The sequence below is a fragment of the Proteus genomosp. 4 str. ATCC 51469 genome, assembly GCF_003144375.1.
GTDB lineage: Bacteria > Pseudomonadota > Gammaproteobacteria > Enterobacterales > Enterobacteriaceae > Proteus.
In genome coordinates, this window is record NZ_PENV01000006.1 from 12,895 (window position 1) to 37,087 (window position 24,193).

The window sequence follows — 24,193 nt, forward strand, 5'->3', positions numbered from 1 at the left end:
CTGAAAATGACAGGGGCGATTTTTTCGTATCTGTTTGTAGGTGAATTAAAGATAAAAATGCACGTTACATAATAAGATAAGACAGCTTTACACTCGGTTTTGCTTCTGTTCTATCTGTAACGAGTAAAAATAATAAGACAATGTTATTGTTGTAATGCCAGAAATAGAAAAGCGATCTGTTGAAAATCGACAGTATCGCTTTTTCTTTGCCTGTGATGTCGCTATTATTTTGTTAGTAGTCAAGTGAGAGACGGAAATAACTCACTTTTGAGCATATCTTTGCTAAATGTCCAAAAATTAAACATAATATTGCTTAATAAAATGATATTCTCATTACTAATTACTTATCCCTTAACAACTTTAATAGGGAAAACCACTTTTCAGAGGTCATTGTGCAATTAACCAGTTTTACAGATTATGGATTGCGAGCATTGATATATATGGCTTCATTGCCAGAAGGCAAAATGACGAGCATCACAGAAGTGACGCAAGTTTATGGTGTCTCACGTAATCATATGGTGAAAATTATTAATCAACTGAGCCATTTGGGGTTTGTTGAGGCTATTCGCGGTAAAAATGGAGGGATCCGTTTAGGCAAACCTGCTGTAGACATTATTGTCGGTGATGTTGTCCGTGCTTTAGAGCCACTTTCATTAGTAAACTGTAGTGCTGAGTTTTGCCACATTACCCCAGCTTGTCGATTAAAACTGGTTTTAAATCAGGCGATTGAGCAGTTTTTGAAAGAGTTAGACCGTCACACACTCGCAGAGCTAGTTGAAAACAATAGCTCCTTATATAAATTGTTATTAGAAGATGTTTGAGTCTACTATTTCATCAAATCTGATAGCTTGGAGGTCATAATGTCAAAAGATCCTTTTCAAGATAGAGAAGCAGAGAAATACGCCTCTCCAATTGCTAGTCGCGAATATATTTTAGAAGAAATGAAAAAGCGCACGGCCCCTATGAGTCGTGAAGATTTAGCGCAGGCGTTAAAAATTTCTGGAGAAGAAGACCTAGAAGCGTTACGTCGTCGTTTAAGAGCGATGGAGCGTGATGGGCAGTTAGTTTTTACTCGCCGCCAATGTTATGCGTTACCTGAGCGTCTTGATTTATGGAAAGGTAAGGTAATCGGTCACCGTGATGGCTATGGTTTTTTACGCGCAGAAGGTCAAAAAGATGATCTTTACCTTTCACAAGATGAAATGAAAAAAACCATGCATGGCGACGTTATTTTAGCCCAACCTTTAGGTATGGATAGAAAAGGTCGTCGTGAAGGTCGCGTAGTGCGTGTTATTGAACCAAGAAATAACCAAATTGTTGGTCGCTATTTTATTGAATCTGGTATGGGGTTTGTTGTACCGGATGATAGCCGCTTAAGTTTTGATATTCTTATCCCTAAAGAAGATATCATGGGTGCGCGTATGGGTAATGTGGTGGTGGTTGAAGTCACTACAAGACCAACGCGACGAACTCAAGCCGTAGGTCGTATTGTCGAAATTTTAGGCGAGACGATGGGAACGGGTATTGCAGTAGAGATCGCATTACGTACCCATGAAATTCCTTATACTTGGCCTGCAAAAGTTACAAAAGAAGTCGCTGATTTAAAAGAAGAAGTGCCTGAGTCGGCCAAAGAAGGTCGTGTTGATTTACGTGGCTTGCCTTTAATCACAATTGATGGTGAAGATGCACGAGATTTCGATGATGCGGTATACTGCCAACGTAAAAAAGGCGGTGGTTGGCGCTTATGGGTCGCAATTGCTGATGTGAGCTACTATGTGCGTCCACAAACGGCATTAGATACAGAAGCGCGTAGTCGAGGAAACTCCGTTTATTTCCCTTCTCAGGTTGTCCCGATGTTGCCAGAAGTCCTGTCTAATGGACTGTGTTCACTAAATCCACAAGTTGACCGTTTATGTATGGTTTGTGAGATGACCGTTTCTGAGCAAGGGCGCCTTTCTTCTTACAGATTCTATGAAGCTGTGATGAGCTCTCATGCACGAATGACATACACCAAAGTGTGGAAGATTATTCAAGGTGATGAAGAGTTACGTGAACACTATAAACCTATCGTTCAAGATATTGAGCATCTCTATGAGTTATACCAAGCACTTGATAAAGCGCGTGAGCAACGTGGTGCGATAGGGTTTGAGTCTGAAGAAGCGAAATTTATCTTCAATGCAGAGCGTCGTATTGAACGTATTGAGCCTGTTATTCGTAACGATGCACACAAATTAATTGAAGAGTGCATGATCTTAGCGAATATTGCTGCAGCTCGTTTTGTTGAGAAGAATGAAGAGCCTGCGTTATACCGTATTCATGATAAACCGAAAGAAGAAAGCGTACTGAATTTACGTTCAGTCTTTAATGAATTAGGTTTAACATTGCCGGGTGGATTAACACCAGAGCCAGCAGATTATGCGCGTGTCATGAAAGAGGTTGAAGACAGACCTGATCGTGAAATGCTACAAACTATGATTTTGCGTTCCATGAAACAGGCGATTTACGATCCTGAAAACCGTGGACACTTTGGTTTAGCGTTGAAGTCTTATGCACACTTTACCTCACCAATCCGTCGTTATCCTGATTTAGCCTTGCACCGAGCAATTAAATATCAAATTGCCAAACAAGAAGGCCATGGCTCACAGCGTTGGACCCCAACAGGTGGATACCATAGCGATATGGATACCATGTTGCAATTAGGTGAGCACTGTTCTTTAACAGAGCGCCGTGCTGATGAAGCAACAAGAGATGTGGCTGATTGGCTGAAATGTGACTTTATGCTGGATCAAATTGGTCAACAATTTACCGGTATTATCACCAGTGTAACGGGCTTTGGTTTCTTTGTTCGCTTAAACGATCTGTTTATCGATGGTTTAGTGCATGTTTCTACATTAAATAATGATTACTATCAATATGATAATGTGGGGCAGCGTTTAATTGGTGAGTCTTCAGGACAAGTCTATCGCCTTGGTGATGAAGTTGAAGTTAAAGTTGAAGCGGTCAGTATGGATGAACGTACTATCGATTTTTCCTTAATTTCAACAACACGCACAGCGCGTAACCCGGGTAAAACAGCACGAGTTCGCGGGTTAAAGGGCGAAAAAGACAAGAAAAACGCAAGTTCTAGTAAGTCTCGACGCCGTGATGCAAGCAAAGATAAAAACTTTGAGCCAGATAGCGCCTTTAAAAAAGGAAAATCAGCTAAAGGCAATGCAAACAAAGACAGAGCTGTAAAAGACCAAGTTGCTAAAGATAAAGCAAGTAGTAAACGCAAGAAAGCATCATCACAAACCAAAAAGATAGAAGCAAAGCTTAAAGCTAAGCGCGCGGCCAAACGCGATAAAGCATAAGGTTTATTCTTCTAGTTCTTTTTTAAAAGGCGGAGACTCCGCCTTTTATCTGTTTTGTGCCTTTTATTTTTTAATGAGTAAGCACCGCTATGAGCGAAGAAATTATTTATGGTATTCACGCAGTAAAAGCATTGCTTGAGCGTGATCCTGCACGTTTTAAAGAAGTTTATGTATTAAAAGGGCGTGAAGATCGCCGTTTAACTCCCGTTATCCACGAATTAGAAGCCCAAGGGATTTTAGTTCAAGTGGCCAATCGTCAATGGTTAGATAGTCAAACGGAAGGTGCTGTTCACCAAGGTATCATTGCAAAAGTGAAACCTGGTCGTCAGTACCAAGAACAAGATTTACCCGATTTATTAGCTAAAGTCGGTACACCTTTCTTATTAGTGCTAGATGGTGTAACAGACCCGCATAATTTAGGTGCATGTTTACGTAGCGCAGATGCTGCCGGTGTACACGCTGTTATCGTTCCTAAAGATCGTTCCGCACAATTAAATGCTACAGCGAAAAAAGTTGCGTGTGGTGCAGCGGAAAGTGTTCCTTTGATTAAAGTGACTAACCTTGCTCGTACATTGCGCTTTTTGCAAGAAGAGAACGTTTGGATTGTCGGCACAGCAGGGGAAGCAGACCATACTTTATATCAAAGCAAACTTACTGGTCCTATGGCTTTGGTGATGGGCGCTGAAGGTGAAGGAATGCGCCGTTTAACGCGTGAGCATTGTGATGAACTTATCAGTATCCCAATGGCGGGTACAGTGTCTTCGCTCAACGTTTCTGTTGCAACAGGTGTTTGCTTATTTGAAGCAATGCGCCAGCGTATTATTGTGAAATAATCGCTTAGTTTATTTTATTCTCGATACTCCCTTGAGTTTTATTGACCGCGGGGGTATAGTTACGCGTCAATTTTTTCAGTCACAACTTAAACAAGTTCCTTGCCTCCATGGGTGGTGACTGACCCTGACAGGAGGCTGATAAATCCGTAAGGAGCAATATCAAATGCGTCATTACGAAATCGTTTTTATGGTTCATCCTGACCAGAGCGAACAAGTTCCGGGCATGATCGAGCGTTATAAAACCGCTATCACTAATGCAAATGGTCAGATCCACCGTCTAGAAGACTGGGGTCGTCGTCAATTAGCTTATCCAATCAACAAACTGCACAAAGCACACTACGTTCTGATGAACGTTGAAGCTCCGCAGGAAGTGATTGATGAACTGGAAACTACTTTCCGTTTCAACGATGCCGTTCTCCGCAACATGATCATGCGTACTAAACACGCAGTAACTGAAGCTTCTCCAATGGTTAAAGCAAAAGACGAACGCCGTCGTGATATCGCTGATGACCTCGATGAAGAAGATGAAGTTGATGATGTAGCAGAGGATTCTGAAGAGTAATTAGTGCTGTGACGGCTAATAATCATTTAGTGCTAACTGGCACAGTGTGCAAAGCATTAATACGAAAAGTTAGCCCCGCTGGGGTCCCGCACTGTCAATTTGTTATTGAACATCGTTCAATGCAAGAAGAGGCGGGATTAAAAAGACAATCATGGTGTCGAATGCCCATTATTGCTAGCGGGAAAGCGTTACAAGCAGTTACTCACAGTATAACGGTCGGCAGCCAAATCACCGTTTCAGGATTCATTAGTAGCCATCAGGCGCGAAATGGATTGTTTAAATTGGTGCTTCATGCCGAGCAGATTGAATTGATAGATTCTGGAGACTAGCCATATGGCACGTTATTTCCGTCGTCGTAAGTTCTGCCGTTTCACAGCAGAAGGCGTACAAGAGATCGATTATAAAGATATCGCTACGCTGAAAAACTATATCACTGAAAGTGGTAAAATTGTACCAAGTCGTATCACCGGTACTCGTGCAAAATACCAGCGTCAGCTGGCTCGTGCTATCAAGCGCGCACGCTACCTGTCTTTATTACCTTATACTGATCGTCATCAGTAATAGGTATATAGTCCATTAATGACTTGTAGAGGATAAGGTAATGCAAATTATTCTGCTTGATAAAGTAGCGAATCTGGGTAGCCTGGGTGATCAGGTTAACGTAAAATCGGGCTATGCTCGTAACTATTTAATCCCACAGGGTAAAGCTGTTTCTGCGACTAAGAAAAACATCGAGTTTTTCGAAGCGCGTCGTGCTGAGTTAGAAGCTAAATTAGCTGAAACTTTAGCAGCAGCTGAAGCTCGTGCAGCGAAGATCAATGCACTGGGTTCTGTCACTATCAGCTCTAAAGCGGGTGACGAAGGTAAACTGTTTGGTTCAATCGGTACTCGTGACATCGCTGATGCAGTAACTGCAGCTGGCGTTGAAATGTGTAAGAGCGAAGTTCGCCTGCCAAATGGCGTTCTGCGTACTACTGGTGACCACGAAGTTCACTTCCAAGTTCACAGTGACGTATTCGCTGAACTGAATGTTATCATCGTTGCTGAATAATCTTTGATTAAACAGTTAATGTTGATAAAGAAAACGCCAGCTTAGCTGGCGTTTTTTTTTGAATAAATTTAATCTTCTTACCACCATTTCTATGGTGTGCGGTAATAACTTCCATCACTTAAGCGAGTGTAAGTAATGACAGTACCTGCACTGTTTGTCACTTCCAGCATACTGATATCACCTTGTGGATTGCGTTGTAATCGAATTGCCTGCCCTGAACGCAGTTGGCTTAATGATTTTTGTTGATCTTCAGATTTTGCCATAGAAAAAGCATCATTTACTGGAAGTTGATTATCTCTAAAGAGCTGCGCTAAGGTTTGCCCTTCTTTAATGGTATATGTTTGCCATTTTTGTGAGGATGTTGAAGCGGACCCTTGTGGTTGTGCTGTTTGATCAACACCTTCATCTATATTGTTTGTCGTTGAATTTTCACTAGGAAGCCCCGTTCCTTGATCAGCATCTAAGCTATCTTGTGCTTGAGGGATCGGTGCTTGATAAATTGGATCTTCGTTAGTGACTGATGGTGCAATGGGCACAGGAAGATCTTGTGTCGATGATGACGGTTGAGGTGGCTCACCGTTATTTTCACTTGTTGGCCAAAAAAATACGACCAACAAAACCACGGCAATAACCAGTATTGCTCGACGATGTAAGCCAGGGAATTTGCCCATATTCACCTCATTATTGATCTGTGAATCAGTATTATGAATTGCTGTAACATCTTTTTTATTCCTTGTAGCCATACTAGCACGAACCATGATCCTAACCTGCTCCCTGAATTCTTTTCAGAATTATCTATTCGCTCTAACCATTAATGTTCTTCATTTCCTTGATGGTTAACTAAAAATAGCTTTATACGTTGATAAGCATTTTTATCGGTTTCTATGGTTAAGGCTTGTGTTAATTCACCATAAAGATCATGAGGCAATAATGTATCAGACCAAGTTGAAAGAACATTCAGCGCCATATTTCTATCACGCAATGTCGGGCTACGTAACTGCCGTTTGATGAGTGACCAGCCGATACCGGGAAAACCACCAAGATCTTGCATAATGTATTCAACGGCATGATGAGGCTGATATTCAGAGTCAGTAGTTATTAATGGATCATCTGTGCTACCTAATTGTGTTAATGCAATTTGTTGTTCTGCAAGTTTGACTACCCTTTCTATTTTATGAGAAGCATCTGTTTGCATTAACTGATGCCACCAGTCTGCATTGGGATTATCTTTTTGCAGTGAAAAAAGCAATTCCCAGATATCAAGACGAAGAGATTTTGCTACCAAACTTGCTTGGTAATTTTTTGAGCGAGAGGGGTGTTGTAATGCTTCAATAATGAGTGTTGACCACTCTGGTTTTTGAATAATATTTTGTGAAACAGACATAATTTGCTGTTGGATATGGTCATCCCATCCTAAAGTTTCGAGTAATAACCAATCCTCACCACTATTTTGTACAAAATCAGCGATTTCACAAACGCAATGAAGCAATTTTAGCTCTTTTGGTGGCAGTGCATCGACCTGTGAAATAAATGCTTTGCAAACTTGAACACCCTCAATGTAATCATAAATATCTTTTGCTGGGCCGCCATTAAGCAATGAACGCAATAAATCACTACAACCCAGTAGCAGTGTGTTATCTAAAGGATGCGTATGGAGCATCTCTAATAGTTTGCCTTTCGTTACACAGTCATAGGCGACATATTCTGTCATTACATTATTTTTATAACCTTCAGTGAGTAACCAATAACGGTTATTTACCGAAAGTGCTGTTGGCAGATATTCAATAAATTGAATACGTCCCCAACCCTTAGTACGTTGACCAAGTGGATATAAAAAAGGCTCAAATTCTTCACAGGAAAGGCGTTGTTTTAGTGAACGAATAGCATAGAGTGTAAATTCAGGATGAAGAGCAAACAATAAAAGCAAACGTTGAGAAGTATTATCACGAAATGATCTTAACAACCCTAAAGCGATTTTAACGGGATTCTTATCAGGGCTCAGTTTTAAGATCCATAAGATCAACTGAAAATAGATCTCATTTTTAAACAATGCTTCATCTTGTTCTATTTGCTCGATCAACTGGGAAAGATAAGTTATTGGGGCGAGTTTATCCTGACAGGCTATTGCATAAAAAGAAGTGATATGATCTTTATCGGGTAACAGCACAACATGTTTGATTGCGTTATAGAGTGATAGGACAAATTCCTCACATGATTGCTGCGAAGGTTGCTGTTCGATCGCGCGACCTATCCGTTGATGTAGAATAATGCCTTCACGGGCGCCAGCTGACCAACTAAAAGGAATAGATTCATTATTTGATTTTTCTTTTAAGTGGCTTTCTGACAATAGATTTAATTCATCAGGTAAAGGCTCATCGCCTATTTCATAAGGAATTAACAGTGAAAAAAGCGAAGGAGTAGAAGTAGGAAAAACATTAGGAAAGTCTATATTAAGATCAATAGACAGAGGTGACTTACTGAAAAGCTTATCGCGCCAATTAGTCATAATATGTCCTATTTGTTTTGCCGTCTTAGTATAACTCTAGCGGAAAATAGATAAACTGGATAAAAAAAGGCCAGAAAACCCACTTATATCACTTAAAAAGTCACACCTAAAACAGCCTCCTTTTTTCTAAGATTGAAAACAGATTAAAAAAAACTAGTCAAGGAAATTAAAAAGCGCTACATTACTGCAATTCAATATTGTTATATTATAACATTACAAACACGAATTGGAGTTTTATATGAAACCAGGTATTCATCCACAATATCGAACTGTCATTTTTCATGACACTAGTGCAGATGCTTACTTTAAAGTGGGTTCAACCATTAAGACGGAAAAAACGATAGAGTATGAAGGGGAAACTTACCCTTATGTCACGTTAGATGTCTCTTCTCAATCTCATCCATTTTATACCGGTAAGCAAAAAACACATTCTCAAGAAGGTAATGTGGCGCGCTTTAATAAACGTTTTGGCCGTTTTGTTAAGTAAAAAGGAAAGAAAAATGCAGGTATTAAGTTCATTAAAAAGTGCAAAACAGCGTCATCCTGATTGTAAGGTTGTGCGTCGCCGTGGCCGTCTTTATGTGATTTGTAAGTCGAATCCACGTTTTAAAGCAGTTCAGGGGTAAGATCATGCAAAGACCGATACTTTCTTGTGTTTTGATTATGGGATTGTTGAGTAGTGCGATGTCTGTTTTGGCTCATGGGCACCATCATGAAAAAGTACAAACACAAGCTCAACGAGATGCCGCTAATGGAATTTTTGAAGGTAAGGATGTTCTTGATCGCCAACTCAGTGATTGGGATGGTGTATGGCAATCTGTAGAGCCTTATCTTCTCAGCGGTGAATTAGATGAGGTGTTGCAAAAGAAAGCGGAAACAAAAAAAGATAAAACGGTTGAAGAGTACCGAGCTTACTATACACAAGGCTATAAAACTGATGTGGATATGATTGGTATTGAAAACAATATCATTGAGTTCCACCGTGGAGAGAAAGTCGATAGCTGTGAATATCACTATGATGGTTATCGTATTCTGTATTATGAGTCGGGTAAAAAAGGGGTACGTTATCTTTTCCGCTGTGATGATGCCAAAAGCCAAGCGCCCAAATTTATTCAATTTAGCGACCACATTATTGCACCAGAGAAAGCAGGGCACTTCCATTTATATATGGGCAATACATCGCAAGATGAATTACTTAAAGAATTAAGTAATTGGCCAACATATTACCCTTATTCGATGAAAGCAGATGATATTGTTCACGAAATGCTTTATCACTGATTTAAGTGGAATAAATAGAAAATAAAGTAATAAAAATCTTTAGCAAAGGAGTGCTAGATTTTTTTTAATTAATTATTTGATATAAAAAGAACAATAAAAGAATTCATGTGAAAGCCATTTGATTAGTAACTATACTTATGTTTATTTGGTGATAAAATAAATTATATCAAATTAAGTTTCTTCATTTTTATTATCTAATATATGTAATTAATTATTGATTAATTTTTTTAAAAGGAATTTTTATGGCATATCCTATTTATCTAACTTTAAAAGGAAAAGTCCAAGGGTTAATTTCTGTAGGTTGTTCATCTCTTGATTCGATAGGAAACCGTTACCAACTTAATCATGAGGATGAAATTCAAGTTATTAGTTTAAATAATAGTTCTGTTCGTGCACAAAATGCATCTTATCAACCAGTTATATTTACTAAGCCTATAGATAAATCATCACCATTACTTTCAACAGCTTTAGATAATAACGAAGTCTTAGAAGCAATATTCACTTTTTATAGAACAAGCCAACATGGGCAACTTGAAAAATATTATGAAATTAAATTGACTGAAGTTTCTCTAATTGAGGTTTCTGATATTTTTCCTGATTCAATAAATGATAATGAATCAATGCCATATCAACGTATTCAAATGAAATACACCTCAATATCCAGGGTTCATTTGGTTGCTAATACATCAAGTTATAGTATTAACAGTGATATGATTTAATAAGCTTTAGTTCATTATCAAAAGATATGTGCTATTTACACATATCTTTTGATATAACATATTCACTTGGTGCAAAAATTGATTGTTTATAACAAATATAATACCCCTTAGAGACTAAATCATATCTGACATAAAATGAAAAAAAGAAACTGAAAATAATACCTGCTATTGCCATAATTGCGAGGTAACCAGCTATTTTATTATTCATTTTTTGTGTTTTTTTCTTATATGCACAAATAAAAATCAAATAAGAAAAATATATTAATAGGGGAGAACCAAAACACAATAATGCTGTCTGGAAAGAGAATAATATACGTTCTTTCATTGAAAAATATTCAATGTAATATGATATTGAAAAATAAAAACAAAAAATAGATAATAAAAAAACAAATAAAGAAGTTAAAAATAATTTCAGTGGGCTTATTTTATCCACGGCTAAGTCTTCCCCATTGTGTGAAAAATTGATCAGGGTGATAAGGTGTTTCAGGTTTCTTTTCCCGATAAGATTTTAGATTTTTAATTATGGTTTCACTGATCTTAAATTCATCATCTAACTTATAGAGAAAATATGAAATTGCAAGACCCAGTAAAAATATTCCTACAGATACAACAATGATACTTCCTCCTGAAATTATCCTTAATGTTGTTATAACACCGACTATAGTTGCACTTACTTGTGTTGCAATAGCCAATTTTGCCATATCCATAGTGATATTTACGAAAAAATTAGTGAGATCATATTCATCTCTAAATATGAGTTCTACAATTCTATAAGCTGCTGAAAATACAATTGCAAAACGTACACCTCCTGCTGAAACGGAATTCATTCCTTGGGTTCCTACTCCCATATATATAATACGAGGATTATTTGCTAGGTAACGAGTTGCATTTAAATAAGCTCTAACGCCTGCATGACCTGAAATTTTTATATAAACATTTCCATTTTTACCTACATACTCAGTCGCTGTGATATTGATATTTCTAAACTCATTAACAATTCTTTCGACTCTATATGATTCATAGATATTTCCAGAATATGATGAAGCGATATCACCAATACTAAATAAAGTATCTTTCGATGATTTGTAAGGTGTTGGGGTGGATAAGTTTTTTAGAACATAATCAGCTTCTTCAAGGGTGATCAGTGCCGCAACATTTTCATCATCTTCGGTATCATTAAGGATCCGCTCAATTCTTTTCTTATTGTTGTATTGTTCTTCTCTGTCCCAATCAATAACGGTGGTATCGTATATATAGCCCATATAAAAAGATCCTTTTTTTATAAATTTAAATTAGATTAATAAAATTTATGATTTTATGCAATTAAAAATATCTGCTGTTAGATTAATTAATTAAAAGTTAGCTTAACAATAAGTGTGCTTTTATTTTTTATTATGTAAAATTCTATTTTTATTGTTTTTATTATTTCTTTTAAGTGGATAGTATCCTTCACTATAAAAGAAGTTATTTTTATATTTCTTATATAAGTAATAAATAAACTGAGAATATATAAATCTAATTTTATATCTTTATGTTAAAAATATAATTTTTAATATTTTTTGATAATAGGAGAAAATAGTAAGGGAAAAAGCAGTAGCATCCATGCTGACTTACTTTTATAAGTTGGGTTAAAGGTTATTTATAATCCTTGGCAGAGATATTTCATCTCCATATAATCTTCAATACCGTGTTCAGAGCCCTCACGACCTAAACCTGATTGTTTAATACCACCAAATGGTGCAACTTCATTGGAAATTAAACCGGTGTTAATACCCACCATGCCGTATTCTAAATTTTCAGCAACACGCCAAATACGTTGTGGATTTTCACTATAAAAATAAGCGGCTAAGCCATAAATGGTATTATTAGCTAAATGCACCACTTCATCTTCATTTTCAAAAATAACTAAAGGTGCAACAGGGCCAAATATTTCTTCTTCAAGGATATGGCTATCAGCAGGAACATTGCCAACAACGGTAGGTTGGAAGAAGTTCTCACCCGCTTTGTCATTATCTCCGCCACAAAGCAGTGTTGCACCGCGTTTTAATGTATCAGCAAGCAATGATTGTGATTTTTCAACAGCTTTACGGTTAATGAGAGGCCCAATAGTGACACCTTCTTCAAAACCATTCCCCACTTTGAGTTTTTTAACGGCGGCAACAAAGCGTTCGCTAAATTGTTGATAAACATCTTTATGAATATAAAAACGGTTAGCACAAACACAGGTTTGTCCTGCATTACGGAATTTTGCTCCCATAGCACCTTCAACCGCTTTATCAATATCGGCATCGTTAAACACGATAAATGGTGCATTGCCACCTAATTCCAAAGAGACTTTTTTTACACTATCTGAACACTGGCGCATTAATAAACGTCCAACACCCGTAGAGCCAGTGAAACTTAATTTGCGAACACGGTTATCAGAGGTAAAGACTTCGCCAATTTTAATGGCATCTCCGGTTACAATATTAATAACACCAGCGGGAATGCCTGCTTGAGCCGCTAATTCTGCTAAAGCCAGTGCAGTATAAGGTGTTTCATTGGCAGGTTTAATTACCATAGTACAACCCGCTGCTAATGCAGGAGCCGCTTTGCGGGTGATCATAGCAGCCGGAAAGTTCCAAGGTGTAATAGCAGCACAGACACCAATACCTTGTTTGATCACCATTAAGCGTTTATCAGCAGAAGGGGAGGGAATAATTTCACCGTTGGTTCTCTTACCTTGCTCTGCAAACCACTCAATAAAAGAAGCCGCATAAGTAATTTCACCTTCAGCTTCAGCAACGGGTTTACCTTGCTCAAATGTCATTAACTCAGCAAGTTTTCTTTTATTTTCAGTAATTAATCTAAACCAATTTTGCAATAATGCTCCGCGCTGATGTGCTGTGAGTGCGCGCCATTTTGGTAAGGCTTTTTGTGCAGCATCAACAGCCATTATTGCTTCTTGTGTTGCCATATTGGGTACAGTACCCAGTAAAGTACCTGTGGCAGGATCGATAACATCAACAGTTTCGTTGTTTTTAGCGTTACACCAAAGACCATCAATATAGCCTTGTTCGCGGAAATAGGGATTTGTCGTTATCTTCACTTAATACCTCTCTGAACACATTATATATTGATATTTATAAAGCTAGGCAGTTCTGTGCCTGTTTATAAGTATATGCCTGCGTTACGATGTTGTGAAAATAAGTATGAAAAATCACACTAAAAAGTGCTAAAAACAGGATAAATAGAGCCAATTGTTTAGGTTTTTAATGAATAATTCCCATAACACAAGACAGAAGGTTTACGCTGTACCTTACCACTGTTATTCTTGGGTTTAACTTTCATAAAAAACAGGTATTTTTCATGTCAAAACCATCATTTGATTCTATCGAATCACAGGCAAGTTACGGTATTGGTCTGCAAGTCGGTCAACAACTGACTGAATCAGGTCTTCAAGGATTAGAGCCCGCAGCACTGTTAGCTGGCTTGACCGATGCATTAGAAGGTAATGCGCCTTCTGTACCTGTTGAAACATTACACAATGCCTTACGTACTATGCATGAGCGTGCTGAAGCTGTTCGCCAAGAACGCCAAGCTGAGCTTGCTGATGCGGGTAAAATTTTCTTAGAAGAAAATGTGAAAAATGAAGGCGTTCAAGTTACAGAATCAGGTTTACAGTATAAAGTACTGACAGCGGGTGAAGGTGCTATCCCTGCACGTACTGATCATGTTCGTGTTCACTACACGGGGCGTTTAATTGATGGCACTGTATTTGACAGTTCTGTTCAACGCGGTCAGCCAGCAGAATTCCCTGTAAATGGTGTTATCGCAGGTTGGATTGAAGCATTAACATTAATGCCAGTAGGCTCTAAATGGGAATTATATATCCCTTATCAATTAGCTTATGGCGAACGCGGAGCTGGTGCGGCTATTCCTCCATTCGCAACATTAGTATTTGAAGTAGAATTATTAGAAATTTTATAATTTCTTATTCTGCGGTAAATCAGAGTAAAAAATAGCCGGTTTTGCCGGCTATTGTTGTCTCTATACTAAAATAAAGAGATAGTAGGGTAATTGATTTTTATAAGAGAAGTGATCATGCTTATAGAAATAAGAGAGGTGCATTATGTTAGAACAAGTCAGCAAATTAGCTCGCCAAGCCGGTATGGCGATAATGCAGATTTATCAGCAATCCGAGCCGATCCAAGTGCAGGAAAAAAGTGATAATTCACCTGTTACAGAAGCAGATTTAGCCGCTCATCAAATTATCAAACAAGGACTTGCTTCTATTGCTCCTGATATACCTCAATTATCTGAAGAAGATCCACCTGAATGGGAAGTTCGCCGCCATTGGGATCGTTATTGGCTAATTGACCCATTAGATGGTACTAAAGAATTTATCAGTAAGAATGGTGAGTTTACGGTAAATATAGCCTTAATCGAAAAGGGTATTCCGATTTTAGGGGTCGTTTATGCACCAGTGCAAAATGTGTTATATGCGGCTGCCAATAAAAAAGCGTGGAAAGAGGAGTGTGGCCAGCGATTACCTATTCATGCAAGTCGGGCAGAACCCCCTGTGATAGTGATCAGCCGTTCTCATCAAGATGATGAATTAAAAGAATACTTATCACAGTTAGGTGAACATCAAACGGTCGCCGTCGGCTCATCTCTAAAATTTTGTCTTGTTGCAGAAGGTAAAGCCCAACTTTATCCTCGTTTTGGACCCACGCATACGTGGGATACGGCGGCAGGTCATGCCATAGCGATTGCTGCTGGCGCACATGTCACAGATTGGAAAGGGGTAACGTTAGATTATTCTCCTAAAGAGTCGCTAATAAACCCAGGATTTAGAGTTTCTATATTTTAGTATGTAGAGAGGCGGTCGGAGCCTTTTGTTTAATAAAGGCTCCGATATCTCACATCATTCTTTAATTAAATCATTGATAAGATTGATAGCTGTGGTTATCTCAGCACCACTTAATACGCCTTCTTTCACAAAACGTACTTTGCCTTGTTTATCAAGCACAATAATCGCTGAATTCTCTTTTTCTAATCCCCAGCCTTTTAATGCTGCGCCATCGGCATCAACAATAAATTGTGACCAAGGAAACTCTTTTTTACTGTCTTCAACACTGCCACGTACAAAGGGGCCCGTCCCAAATACTGCATCATCTGTATTAATAATTGTCGTTGTTTGATAGCTCGCTTGTGGGAATTTGGCCAATTTAACCGCTTCAATAAACGGTGCATTCATCTCCTTTGCCTTACTACGTCCCGCTATATGCTGAACTGTACGTACTTTTCCACTAAGCAGACCACTGTTCCAATTTTGGTAGCTAAACTTATCTTTAGTTGTGTCATAAAGCAGTTCACCTTTGTCATTGATGGTGACTGCTGGGAGTACGGTATTCTCAGTGATGTTATGAGCAAATACCCATGTTGATGTGCTAAGTAAAAGTGCAGCTAAGGTGAGTTTGTGCATAGCCATTGTCCTATTATTGAGATGACGTTAGGTTCTATTTAAGCATAGAAGCTAGTGAAGAATAATACCGCATTCTTGATACATTTATTTAACATTCAGAGGGTAAGATATTGCTTACGTTATCTTGATTTATATTCTTTACTGTCAATAAATGTAAAAATAGATAAGAAATTTAAATAAGTTGAACCTAGTACTTATAATTAGGTCTTTAAATTTGATATATAAAGATAAGTTTTTATGACTTATTAAACTCAACAACGAGCATGGGAGACTAACTGAAAGATGAAAATCTTCAATCGCTATAACCCTGAAAAAATTGCTCTCTACGTTAAGACGTTATTTCGTGGACGGTTTTACATCAAAGGAATGGGTGCATTTGAATTTGATTACGGCAAAATTTTACTGCCTAAAATAAAAGATAAGCTACATTTTAATGTTATGAGTGAAGTAAACCAGCAGGTTATTTTACTTAAAGCTGAAATGGGTTAACTTTTATCTGATAGATAACTGAGTCTTTCTCTTTGAGTTTTCAGATAAGACTCAGTTATTAATTTCATTTAGTTACTAATCAGTAATTTTATTTTCATCTTTTTTGATTTCTACTTCCGTTGTTGTTGTCTGTGTAACAGGAACATGCTCCTGTAAGACGGGTTTAACGGGAGGAATATCATCAATTTTTGTCACAAGTAATTGATCAATTTTATAATTATCAATATCGACAACTTCAAACTTATACCCTGAGAACTTCACATAATCTGTGCGTTTTGGGATCTTGCGTAAGCGAAACATCATAAAACCAGCAATAGTTTCGTAATTACTTGAATCAGGGAAATCATCAATATCAAGTGCGCGCATCACATCATCAATTGGTGTACCACCTTCAACTAACCATGAATGCTCATCACGACTGACAATTTGCTCTTCTTGTCCTGGCCCAATTAAATCTCCCATCAATGTTGTCATCACGTCATTTAACGTAATAACACCCATTACCATGGCATATTCATTGAGGATAATGGCAAAATCTTCACCTGATGTTTTAAAACTTTCTAACATATCTGAAAGTGTTAATGTATCAGGAATAATGAGCGCTTTACGGATATGAACACCTTCATTGAGATTTAGGCTTTGTCCATTAATAACGCGATTAAGAAGCTCTTTAGAATCCACATAACCAATAATATGGTCGATATCACCTTCACAAACTAAAAATTTAGAGTGAGGCTGGGTGGCAATTTTTTCTTTAATGTCGTTTTCAGTTTCTTCTCGATCAAAATAAACCACATCTTCCCTAGGCGTCATTGCAGAAGGCACGGTACGTGATTCTAATTCAAAGACATTTTCAATGAGTTCATGTTCTTGTTTACGTAAAACCCCTGCAACAGCTCCAGCTTCCACTATGGCGAAGATATCATCAGAAGTAATATCTTCATTTCTGACCATCGGAATTTTAAACAGTTTGAAGATGAGATCAGCCATGCCATTAAATAACCATACTAAAGGGCGGAAAAAAGCAAGGCAGAAACGCATTGGATTCACAATTCTTAATGCGATAGCTTCAGGCTTAATCATACCAATGCGTTTTGGGGTTAAGTCAGCCAGTAAAATAAACATTGATGTGACAATAATAAAAGAGCAGATAGACCCAAGCTGTTGAGCTAGAGGCTCTTCAAAAAATTGTAGGTAGAAACTTTTTAGTGAAGGAGAGAATGCAGACTCACCAACGATACCCGCCAAAATGGCAACTGCATTTAATCCAATTTGAACGACAGTAAAAAACATGCCTGGCATTTCTTGCATTTTTAAGACGCGGGCAGCGTTAATATTACCTTCATCAACGAGTTGTTTGAGTTTAATTCGACGAGAGGCGGCAAGAGAAATTTCAGACAGCGAAAAAAAGGCGCTGATAGCACAAAGCAAAAGCACAATGAGTAAACTATTAAGCATATAAGGCTCACATCACCCCAAGTATTTAATCCAAAGGGCAATACTAGAGTGTTAAAAATAGAAGATAAATCAATATATTGTGATGGATTTATTCACAAAGATAGATAAGAGGGCGCAATTATATCATCGCCCTGCTATTTTCTGCTAGTGTTACTTTTCAGGTGGAAAACAGACACCTATCCCGCCTAATCCACAATAGCCTTGTGGGTTTTTGTGTAAATATTGCTGATGGTAATCTTCAGCAAAATAAAAAGGGCCAGTTGGCTGTATTTCTGTCGTAATTTCCGTTGTTGCGCCTTGAGCATTCATTGCTTGTTGATAACGCTTTTTTGATTCAATAGCTTGTTCATATTGCTCTGCGTTAACAGTATAAATGGCAGAACGATATTGGCTGCCAATATCATTACCTTGGCGCATACCTTGTGATGGATTATGATTTTCCCAAAAAAGAGCCAGAAGTTGTTGGTAGCTAATTACTGCAGGATCAAAAACAACTCTCACCACTTCACTATGGCCAGTTAAACCTTGGCAAACTTGTTGATAGGTTGGATTTTCTGTTACACCACCGCTATAACCCGCACTTGTTGAGTAAACACCTGGTTGTTGCCAAAACAGACGTTCAACTCCCCAAAAACAACCCATGGCAAAATAAGCGATACTCATCTTTTTAGGAATATCATTTATAGAATGCCCATTTACTGCATGATTAGCAGATATTTCTAATGGTGTCGAGGTACCCCTTAAGGCATTCTCTGGTTGGTAAGCTTTATGTTGCAAGGTAGACTCCATTTTTTATATTTGTAAACGCTTTACTATGGTAAAGGCTTAATATTGTTATAAACTAAATCTACAATAAAGCTTAAAACAGTTTGTCGTCAATTCATCACATGGATTAAATCATATTGAGGAGAAAACGTGCCGAGATACTCCGTTATCTACGTTCTCTGTCTGTCTTTTATCGCACCGGTTGCCTATGGGGCAAGTTTGCGTTTAAAAGTAGAAGGTTTAGAAGGGCAACTCGAAAAAAATGCGCGAGTCCAGCTATCAAACATTACAACAGAAGAAGTTGCACCTGACGGGCGTTTTCGTGCGCGTGTTGAAAAAGCAATTCAAGAAGGGCTTCGCCCTTTAGGCTATTATCAGCCTAGTGTGACATTTTCTTATCAAGAAAATACACCGCCAACGCGCTCTGTATTAACCGCTAAAGTTGAGCCCGGTATTCCTATCTTACTTAAAGGAGTCGATATTGTTCTTGAAGGTGGTGCTAAAACCGACGAACAATATGCAAAGGTAATTAAAGAAAATACTCCTCCTCTTGATAGTGTTTTAAACCATGGTGATTATGAAAAGCTCAAAGGTTCATTAACAGGGCTTGCTATCCGTCGTGGTTACTTTGATGCAGAAATGGATAAAAGTCAGCTAGGTGTCTCGTTAGATAACCATGCATCATATTGGGATTTTGTCTTTAATAGTGGTGAACGTTATCGCTTTGGCAAAGTAAATTATACTGGTTCTCAAATTCGTGAAGACTATTTACAAAATATTGTTCCCTTTAAAGAAGGGCAATATTACGCGTCTGAAGATCTTGCTGAATTTAATCGTCGTTTAGCCGCAACAGGGTGGTTTAACTCTGCGGTTGTTACTCCTGATATTGCAAAAGCACGAGCCGAAGGTTCCCATCTTTTACCAATGAGTGCGGTTGTCACTCCGCGTTCTCGTAACTACGTAGAGCTTGGTGGTGGTTATGCCACCGATGTTGGTCCTCGCCTTAATATGCAGTGGGATAAACCATGGATGAACTCGCGTGGTCATAGTCTAACCTCCAACATTAGCGTTTCTCAGCCTGAACAATCTATTGGTGCTAACTATAAAATTCCACTTAAGGTTAATCCATTAGAGCAATATTATGGTGTTCAAGGTGGTTTTAAACGTACCGATTTAAATGATACTCGTTCTGATACCACAACGTTAAATGTGTCTCGTAACTGGGATATGTCTACGGGCTGGCAATACAGTGTGAATACACGTTGGAGTCTTAGCCACTTTACCCAAGGTGAAGTTACAAATACCACCATGTTGCTTTATCCCGGTGTTACTGCCAGCCGTGTACGTCAACGTGGTGGGATGATGCCTTCTTGGGGAGACAGTCAACGTTACTCATTAGACTACTCTAATAAAATATGGGGTTCGGATGTCGAGTTTGCAGCGTTCCAAGCGCAACAGGTTTGGATCCGTACACCATGGGAAGGGCATCGTTTTGTGGTAAGAGGTAATTTTGGCTGGATTGAAACGAATGCTTTTGAACAAGTTCCTCCAGAGCTACGCTTCTTTGCAGGGGGTGATAGGAGTGTTCGAGGCTTTAAATACCAAAGTATTTCGCCAGAAGATAGTAAAGGTAATTTAACAGGGGCATCAAGGATGCTCGTTGGATCGGCAGAATATCAATATAACGTTACGGGTAATTGGTGGAGTGCTGTCTTTATTGATAGTGGCGAAGCGGTTAATGATTTTACTCGCAGTGATTTTAAAACAGGTGCAGGTGCCGGTGTGCGCTGGGCATCACCTGTTGGGCCAATTAAATTTGATTTAGCACTACCAGTGAGTGACGTTGATAAACGTAGACTCCAGTTTTATATCGGGTTAGGAGCAGAGTTATGATAAAAAAGTGGTTGAAATGGATTGCGTTAACACTCCTTATCATTATTTTGCTTACATTTGGTGCTGTAGCTTGGATCTTAGGAACACAATCAGGTTTGCATTTTGCCATTAATAGTGCTGCTCGCTGGGTTCCAGGCTTAGTTATCAAGGATGTTAATGGTGACTGGAAAGATCTGCGTTTAACGGGTGTTGAGTATCAAATGCCCGGAGTTGATGTGAACGTAGGTGAGTTATCATTAGGATTACGTTTAGCATGCCTGACGGATAAACAAGTTTGCGTTGATACATTGGCGACACGCGATGTGGTTGTTAATGTTGATACTAGTGCTTTCCCACCCTCTGAAGAAACACCACCATCAGAACCTTTAACTGAGCTCAATGCTCCGTTACCTATCTATTTAAACTCGCTCTCATTAGAAAATACGCATGTGAAGATTGACGATATGGCAATCTCGCTGGATGAGTTTAAAACAGGTGCTCAGTGGGAAGGTCGTCAAGTTACATTAAATCCAACCATTATTAATGATTTGCTGGTGGCGCTACCCAAAACGCCAGAAGAAGGTAGTGTTGAAGCGGTTGCCCAAGATGTAAAAGAAGTCGTAACTGCAAAACCTAAAACTGAGCCTAAAACACCAGAAGAAAAAGAACAAGCATTAGCAGACACAATTAAAACGATCTTTGCTAAGCCATTATTGGCTGAATTACCTGAAATTATTATTCCTGTAGATATCAATATTGAAGGTATTGAAGGTAAGCAATTACAAGTGAGTGGGGATACCCCAGTTACCATCAATCAATTATCTTTTGAGGCAAATACTCAAGGTAAGCAAGTTAATCTCACTAAATTACGTGTTGATGCGCCTGAAGGTGAGGTCAGTTTAAATGGGGGGATCACGCTTGATAAACAATGGCCTGTTAATTTAGATATCAACGCAACCATTCGTGATGTTGTGGGGCTTGAAGATTTTAAAGATCAAAAAGCGACACTTTCTTTACAAGGTGCGTTACTCGAAGAGCTTAAATTAGCACTTTCTTTAACTGGAACAGTAACCGCTACACTTGATGCACAGGCTGAGTTAGCCAAGCCACATCTTCCATTAAAACTGACCTTAGAGAGTCAAAAAGTACGTTGGCCATTAACTGGTGATGCACAATATCAACTTAATGACACTCGACTACGTCTCAATGGCCAGACGGATAATTACGATCTTTCATTGCGTTCTGATATCCAAGGTCAGGAGATCCCACCGGCTAAATTAATGTTGGATGCAAAAGGTAATGAGGAAAAAATAGAGTTAACACGTCTGCGTTTAGCAGCATTACAAGGTCATGCTGATATCACTGGTGTTGCTGATTGGAGTAAAGCAATTAGTTGGAATGCATTGCTCACTATTTCAGGAATTAATACCACAAAACAGTATCCTGATATGCCAGCCAAATTAGATGGGCGTATTGCTACAACGGGAAGCCTGTATGGTGGAAGTTGGCAATTACGTGTTCCTGAAATCACTTTAGATGGCAATATCAAAAATAATCTTATCAAGGCGAGAGGAAATGCCTATGGTAATGATTCTGGGCAATGGAATATTCCTCAATTAAATCTGATACTGGGTAAGAATAAACTCGATATCGAAGGACATCTAGGTGACAAGTGGGCATTAGATGCCAATATTAATGCGCCAGGATTAAATGGTTTAGTGCCAGGACTTGCTGGTGTTGTAAAAGGTAAGGTGAATATTCGAGGTGATATTAATGCACCGAAGATTATTGCTGATATCAACGCTCAAGGTATTAAATGGCAAGACCAAGTGAGTGTTGAATCTATTACGATTAAAGGCGATGTTCAGTCTGATAAAGAGATTGGTGGCAAACTGGCTATTACTGCACGTCAGTTAAAACAAGCTGATTTAATTATCCGTAATTTAACGTTAGATGCAGCAGGCACAGAAAAACAACATAAACTCACGTTGAAAATGGATGGTGAGCCTGTTTCTGGTGGGCTGACATTAGCTGGATCATTTGATAAAGAGAAACAACAGTGGAAAGGAACACTAAATAATACAGCTTTTGATACCCCTGTGGGTGAATGGCGTTTAAATAAAGCAATGGCGCTGAATTTGTTGGCAGAAAAGCAAGAGATCACTATTGGCTCTCATTGCTGGGTGAACCCAAATGCGCAAGTTTGTGTTCCTAAAGCGATAACAGTGGGTGAAAGTGGAACTGCTGCAATAACGCTAACACGTTTTGATTTAGCAATGATAAAGCCGTTCTTGCCACCTGAAACTTCTGTTCGAGGTGTATTTACAGGGGATGCCACTGCAACATGGAACTCAAAAGGTGGATTACCGAAAGCATCTGTCAATCTAAAAGGGCAAGGTGTCGCAGTAAAACAGAATATTGAAGGAACAATTTTACCTATTGATTTCGATGCTATTACCTTAAATGCAGGTATGAATAATGGTAAAGCAACATTGCAATGGCTGATTAGCATTGCAGGCAATGGTGACTTTAAAGGTAATGTACATGTTGCCGATCTTGAGAAAAAGCGCCAACTATCAGGTACGGTTGATATTGATAATTTGACATTAGATTTAATTAAACCGTTCTTAGGTAAAGGTGAAATTGCTCAAGGGAATATTGGCGCTCAATTACGTTTAGGAGGAAGTGCTCAATCGCCACTGTTATTTGGTCAATTCGGGATTAATCAATTAAAAGTGGTCGGGCATTGGATCCCATTTGATATTACGAAAGGTAATGTTGATGTTCGATTCAATGGAGCAACATCGGACTTAGGTGGCAGAATTGAAACGCCAGAAGGTTATTTGAATCTTACTGGGAATGCCGATTGGCGTAAGTTAGATGAATGGCGCGCAGTGGTCGCCGCTAATGGTAATAAGCTACGAGTGTCATTGCCTCCAATGGTGCGTATTGATGTTAATCCTGATCTCGTCTTTGAGGCTGGCCCTCATTTACTGAAATTAGATGGTCGTATTGATATCCCTTGGGCTCGTATTGTGGTTCAAGAATTACCAGAATCAGCGGTATCGGCATCTTCTGATGAAGTGATGCTAGATAAAAACTTGCAACCTATAGCACCAAAAGAGACATCGATTCCAATTCAAAGTAATTTAGCGATTAATATTGGTGATGATGTGACGCTGGACGCATTTGGACTTAGCGCCCGATTGACGGGAACACTTAAAGTCAATCAGAATAAACAAGGGCTAGGTTTAAATGGGCAAGTTGATATTCCAAGAGGGGCATTCAAAGCCTATGGACAAGACTTACAAGTACGTAAGGGCCAAATCTTGTTCTCTGGACCTGTTGATCAACCTTACTTAAATATCGAGGCTATTCGTAATCCAGATAATACTGCAGATAATGTCATTGCAGGGGTTCGAGTAACAGGACTTGCTGACCAGCCTAAAGTGGAAATTTTCTCTGAGCCGGCTAAAACACAACAAGAAGCATTATCTTACTTGTTAAGAGGCGAAGGTCTAGACAGTGGTGATGCTGATTCATCACAAATGACAGCAATGCTGATAGGATTAGGCGTTGGTCAGAGTGGCCAGCTTGTAGGGCGCATAGGTGAAACCTTTGGTGTTTCGGATTTAGCGCTTGATACACAAGGTGTGGGGGATAACTCACAAGTTGTGGTCAGCGGTAAGATAACGAACGATCTACAAGTGAAGTATGGAGTGGGTATATTTGATTCGCTAGCGACGTTAACCTTACGTTATCGCTTGATGCCCAGGTTGTATTTACAAGCAGTGTCTGGTATGAATCAGGCAATAGATCTGCTTTATCAATTTGAGTTTTAAA

The 24,193-nt window shown here is 38.8% G+C and carries 24 protein-coding genes; 16 read left to right on the forward strand and 8 right to left on the reverse strand.

The window, feature by feature from the left end:
• The first annotated feature begins 392 nt into the window (after window positions 1-392).
• From nsrR to rplI, 7 genes are all read left to right on the forward strand, one after another.
• The gene (gene nsrR, locus DK866_RS07975; RefSeq protein ID WP_109408477.1) at window positions 393-821 is read left to right on the forward strand and encodes a nitric oxide-sensing transcriptional repressor NsrR; all 429 of its coding nucleotides are present in this window, start codon (window positions 393-395) and stop codon (window positions 819-821) included.
• A gap of 39 nt (window positions 822-860) precedes the next feature.
• Window positions 861-3,350 carry a ribonuclease R gene (gene rnr / locus DK866_RS07980; protein WP_109408478.1) on the forward strand — a complete coding sequence of 830 codons (2,490 nt, stop codon included), beginning with the start codon at window positions 861-863 and terminating at the stop codon, window positions 3,348-3,350.
• Window positions 3,351-3,439: 89 nt separating this feature from the next.
• Window positions 3,440-4,183, forward strand: a complete 744-nt coding sequence (gene rlmB, locus DK866_RS07985; RefSeq protein WP_006535748.1) for a 23S rRNA (guanosine(2251)-2'-O)-methyltransferase RlmB — start codon at window positions 3,440-3,442, stop codon at window positions 4,181-4,183.
• A gap of 163 nt (window positions 4,184-4,346) precedes the next feature.
• Entirely contained in the window at window positions 4,347-4,745 is a 399-nt protein-coding gene (gene rpsF, locus DK866_RS07990; RefSeq protein ID WP_072069598.1) for a 30S ribosomal protein S6, read from the forward strand.
• Between the two features lie 8 nt (window positions 4,746-4,753).
• Window positions 4,754-5,074, forward strand: coding sequence for a primosomal replication protein N (gene priB / locus DK866_RS07995; protein ID WP_109408479.1), 321 nt, complete (start codon window positions 4,754-4,756; stop codon window positions 5,072-5,074).
• Between the two features lie 4 nt (window positions 5,075-5,078).
• A complete protein-coding gene (gene rpsR, locus DK866_RS08000) occupies window positions 5,079-5,306 on the forward strand; it encodes a 30S ribosomal protein S18 (RefSeq protein WP_000135199.1) in 228 nt (75 codons plus the stop codon).
• A 40-nt stretch (window positions 5,307-5,346) separates the two neighbouring features.
• Window positions 5,347-5,796, forward strand: coding sequence for a 50S ribosomal protein L9 (rplI, locus tag DK866_RS08005; RefSeq protein ID WP_023583606.1), 450 nt, complete (start codon window positions 5,347-5,349; stop codon window positions 5,794-5,796).
• A gap of 89 nt (window positions 5,797-5,885) precedes the next feature.
• On the opposite strand, the gene DK866_RS08010 is transcribed toward rplI, so the two are convergent.
• Both DK866_RS08010 and DK866_RS08015 read right to left on the reverse strand, forming a co-directional pair.
• Window positions 5,886-6,554, reverse strand: coding sequence for a LysM-like peptidoglycan-binding domain-containing protein (locus DK866_RS08010; protein ID WP_109408480.1), 669 nt, complete (start codon window positions 6,552-6,554; stop codon window positions 5,886-5,888).
• 53 nt (window positions 6,555-6,607) lie between these two features.
• Window positions 6,608-8,302, reverse strand: coding sequence for a hypothetical protein (locus tag DK866_RS08015; RefSeq protein WP_109408481.1), 1,695 nt, complete (start codon window positions 8,300-8,302; stop codon window positions 6,608-6,610).
• Window positions 8,303-8,540: 238 nt separating this feature from the next.
• Between DK866_RS08015 and DK866_RS08020 the strand changes: the two genes are divergently transcribed.
• The 4 genes from DK866_RS08020 (at window position 8,541) to DK866_RS08035 (ending at window position 10,299) form a co-directional block, all read left to right on the forward strand.
• Window positions 8,541-8,789 (forward strand): type B 50S ribosomal protein L31, encoded by a 249-nt coding sequence (locus DK866_RS08020; RefSeq protein WP_109408482.1) that lies wholly within the window; start codon window positions 8,541-8,543, stop codon window positions 8,787-8,789.
• Window positions 8,790-8,802: 13 nt separating this feature from the next.
• Window positions 8,803-8,928, forward strand: coding sequence for a type B 50S ribosomal protein L36 (gene ykgO, locus DK866_RS08025; RefSeq protein ID WP_006535739.1), 126 nt, complete (start codon window positions 8,803-8,805; stop codon window positions 8,926-8,928).
• A gap of 4 nt (window positions 8,929-8,932) precedes the next feature.
• The gene (zinT, locus tag DK866_RS08030; RefSeq protein ID WP_109408483.1) at window positions 8,933-9,580 is read left to right on the forward strand and encodes a metal-binding protein ZinT; all 648 of its coding nucleotides are present in this window, start codon (window positions 8,933-8,935) and stop codon (window positions 9,578-9,580) included.
• Window positions 9,581-9,822: 242 nt separating this feature from the next.
• Entirely contained in the window at window positions 9,823-10,299 is a 477-nt protein-coding gene (locus DK866_RS08035) for an Hcp family type VI secretion system effector (protein WP_109408484.1), read from the forward strand.
• 31 nt (window positions 10,300-10,330) lie between these two features.
• Here DK866_RS08035 and DK866_RS08040 read toward each other — a convergent pair whose 3' ends face one another.
• The 3 genes from DK866_RS08040 to DK866_RS08050 all read right to left on the reverse strand — a co-directional run bounded on the left by DK866_RS08040 (window position 10,331) and on the right by DK866_RS08050 (window position 13,387).
• Entirely contained in the window at window positions 10,331-10,732 is a 402-nt protein-coding gene (locus DK866_RS08040) for a DUF1240 domain-containing protein (RefSeq protein WP_088493996.1), read from the reverse strand.
• The gene (locus DK866_RS08045; protein WP_109408485.1) at window positions 10,725-11,561 is read right to left on the reverse strand and encodes a hypothetical protein; all 837 of its coding nucleotides are present in this window, start codon (window positions 11,559-11,561) and stop codon (window positions 10,725-10,727) included. Before DK866_RS08045 ends, DK866_RS08040 begins: the two co-directional genes overlap by 8 nt.
• Before the next feature lie 377 nt (window positions 11,562-11,938).
• Window positions 11,939-13,387: an NAD-dependent succinate-semialdehyde dehydrogenase gene (locus tag DK866_RS08050; protein ID WP_109408486.1), complete on the reverse strand. Its 1,449-nt coding sequence runs from the start codon at window positions 13,385-13,387 to the stop codon at window positions 11,939-11,941.
• 260 nt (window positions 13,388-13,647) lie between these two features.
• On the opposite strand from DK866_RS08050, the gene DK866_RS08055 reads away from it, so the two are divergent.
• Both DK866_RS08055 and cysQ read left to right on the forward strand, forming a co-directional pair.
• Window positions 13,648-14,268, forward strand: coding sequence for a peptidylprolyl isomerase (locus tag DK866_RS08055; protein ID WP_036939421.1), 621 nt, complete (start codon window positions 13,648-13,650; stop codon window positions 14,266-14,268).
• A 142-nt stretch (window positions 14,269-14,410) separates the two neighbouring features.
• A complete protein-coding gene (gene cysQ, locus DK866_RS08060) occupies window positions 14,411-15,151 on the forward strand; it encodes a 3'(2'),5'-bisphosphate nucleotidase CysQ (protein WP_109408487.1) in 741 nt (246 codons plus the stop codon).
• Between the two features lie 54 nt (window positions 15,152-15,205).
• Here cysQ and DK866_RS08065 read toward each other — a convergent pair whose 3' ends face one another.
• A complete protein-coding gene (locus DK866_RS08065; RefSeq protein WP_109408488.1) occupies window positions 15,206-15,766 on the reverse strand; it encodes a YtfJ family protein in 561 nt (186 codons plus the stop codon).
• A 282-nt stretch (window positions 15,767-16,048) separates the two neighbouring features.
• Here DK866_RS08065 and DK866_RS08070 point away from each other — a divergent pair, with 282 nt between their 5' ends.
• Window positions 16,049-16,255 (forward strand): DUF1107 domain-containing protein, encoded by a 207-nt coding sequence (locus DK866_RS08070; protein WP_036939412.1) that lies wholly within the window; start codon window positions 16,049-16,051, stop codon window positions 16,253-16,255.
• A gap of 75 nt (window positions 16,256-16,330) precedes the next feature.
• Here the strand turns inward: DK866_RS08070 and DK866_RS08075 are convergent, their stop codons facing one another.
• Window positions 16,331-17,713 (reverse strand): hemolysin family protein, encoded by a 1,383-nt coding sequence (locus DK866_RS08075; RefSeq protein WP_072069589.1) that lies wholly within the window; start codon window positions 17,711-17,713, stop codon window positions 16,331-16,333.
• 150 nt (window positions 17,714-17,863) lie between these two features.
• The gene (gene msrA, locus DK866_RS08080; RefSeq protein WP_109408489.1) at window positions 17,864-18,502 is read right to left on the reverse strand and encodes a peptide-methionine (S)-S-oxide reductase MsrA; all 639 of its coding nucleotides are present in this window, start codon (window positions 18,500-18,502) and stop codon (window positions 17,864-17,866) included.
• Between the two features lie 126 nt (window positions 18,503-18,628).
• Between msrA and tamA the strand changes: the two genes are divergently transcribed.
• Both tamA and tamB read left to right on the forward strand, forming a co-directional pair.
• Window positions 18,629-20,371 (forward strand): autotransporter assembly complex protein TamA, encoded by a 1,743-nt coding sequence (gene tamA / locus DK866_RS08085; RefSeq protein WP_109408490.1) that lies wholly within the window; start codon window positions 18,629-18,631, stop codon window positions 20,369-20,371.
• Window positions 20,368-24,192 (forward strand): autotransporter assembly complex protein TamB, encoded by a 3,825-nt coding sequence (tamB, locus tag DK866_RS08090; protein WP_432206647.1) that lies wholly within the window; start codon window positions 20,368-20,370, stop codon window positions 24,190-24,192. Before tamA ends, tamB begins: the two co-directional genes overlap by 4 nt.
• Window position 24,193: the final 1 nt, after the last annotated feature.

Bases quoted from the DNA above. Each gene is read 5' to 3' on its own strand.
- tamB (WP_432206647.1), top strand. From the start codon at position 20,368: ATGATAAAAAAGTGGTTGAAATGGATTGCGTTAACACTCCTTATCATT.
- ykgO (WP_006535739.1), top strand. From the start codon at position 8,803: ATGCAGGTATTAAGTTCATTAAAAAGTGCAAAACAGCGTCATCCTGAT.
- DK866_RS08070 (WP_036939412.1), top strand. From the start codon at position 16,049: ATGAAAATCTTCAATCGCTATAACCCTGAAAAAATTGCTCTCTACGTT.
- msrA (WP_109408489.1), bottom strand. From the start codon at position 18,502: ATGGAGTCTACCTTGCAACATAAAGCTTACCAACCAGAGAATGCCTTA.
- DK866_RS08035 (WP_109408484.1), top strand. From the start codon at position 9,823: ATGGCATATCCTATTTATCTAACTTTAAAAGGAAAAGTCCAAGGGTTA.
- rplI (WP_023583606.1), top strand. From the start codon at position 5,347: ATGCAAATTATTCTGCTTGATAAAGTAGCGAATCTGGGTAGCCTGGGT.
- rpsF (WP_072069598.1), top strand. From the start codon at position 4,347: ATGCGTCATTACGAAATCGTTTTTATGGTTCATCCTGACCAGAGCGAA.
- DK866_RS08075 (WP_072069589.1), bottom strand. From the start codon at position 17,713: ATGCTTAATAGTTTACTCATTGTGCTTTTGCTTTGTGCTATCAGCGCC.
- DK866_RS08015 (WP_109408481.1), bottom strand. From the start codon at position 8,302: ATGACTAATTGGCGCGATAAGCTTTTCAGTAAGTCACCTCTGTCTATT.
- DK866_RS08065 (WP_109408488.1), bottom strand. From the start codon at position 15,766: ATGCACAAACTCACCTTAGCTGCACTTTTACTTAGCACATCAACATGG.
- cysQ (WP_109408487.1), top strand. From the start codon at position 14,411: ATGTTAGAACAAGTCAGCAAATTAGCTCGCCAAGCCGGTATGGCGATA.
- rnr (WP_109408478.1), top strand. From the start codon at position 861: ATGTCAAAAGATCCTTTTCAAGATAGAGAAGCAGAGAAATACGCCTCT.
- DK866_RS08010 (WP_109408480.1), bottom strand. From the start codon at position 6,554: ATGGTTCGTGCTAGTATGGCTACAAGGAATAAAAAAGATGTTACAGCA.
- rlmB (WP_006535748.1), top strand. From the start codon at position 3,440: ATGAGCGAAGAAATTATTTATGGTATTCACGCAGTAAAAGCATTGCTT.
- DK866_RS08020 (WP_109408482.1), top strand. From the start codon at position 8,541: ATGAAACCAGGTATTCATCCACAATATCGAACTGTCATTTTTCATGAC.
- zinT (WP_109408483.1), top strand. From the start codon at position 8,933: ATGCAAAGACCGATACTTTCTTGTGTTTTGATTATGGGATTGTTGAGT.
- DK866_RS08055 (WP_036939421.1), top strand. From the start codon at position 13,648: ATGTCAAAACCATCATTTGATTCTATCGAATCACAGGCAAGTTACGGT.
- DK866_RS08045 (WP_109408485.1), bottom strand. From the start codon at position 11,561: ATGGGCTATATATACGATACCACCGTTATTGATTGGGACAGAGAAGAA.
- rpsR (WP_000135199.1), top strand. From the start codon at position 5,079: ATGGCACGTTATTTCCGTCGTCGTAAGTTCTGCCGTTTCACAGCAGAA.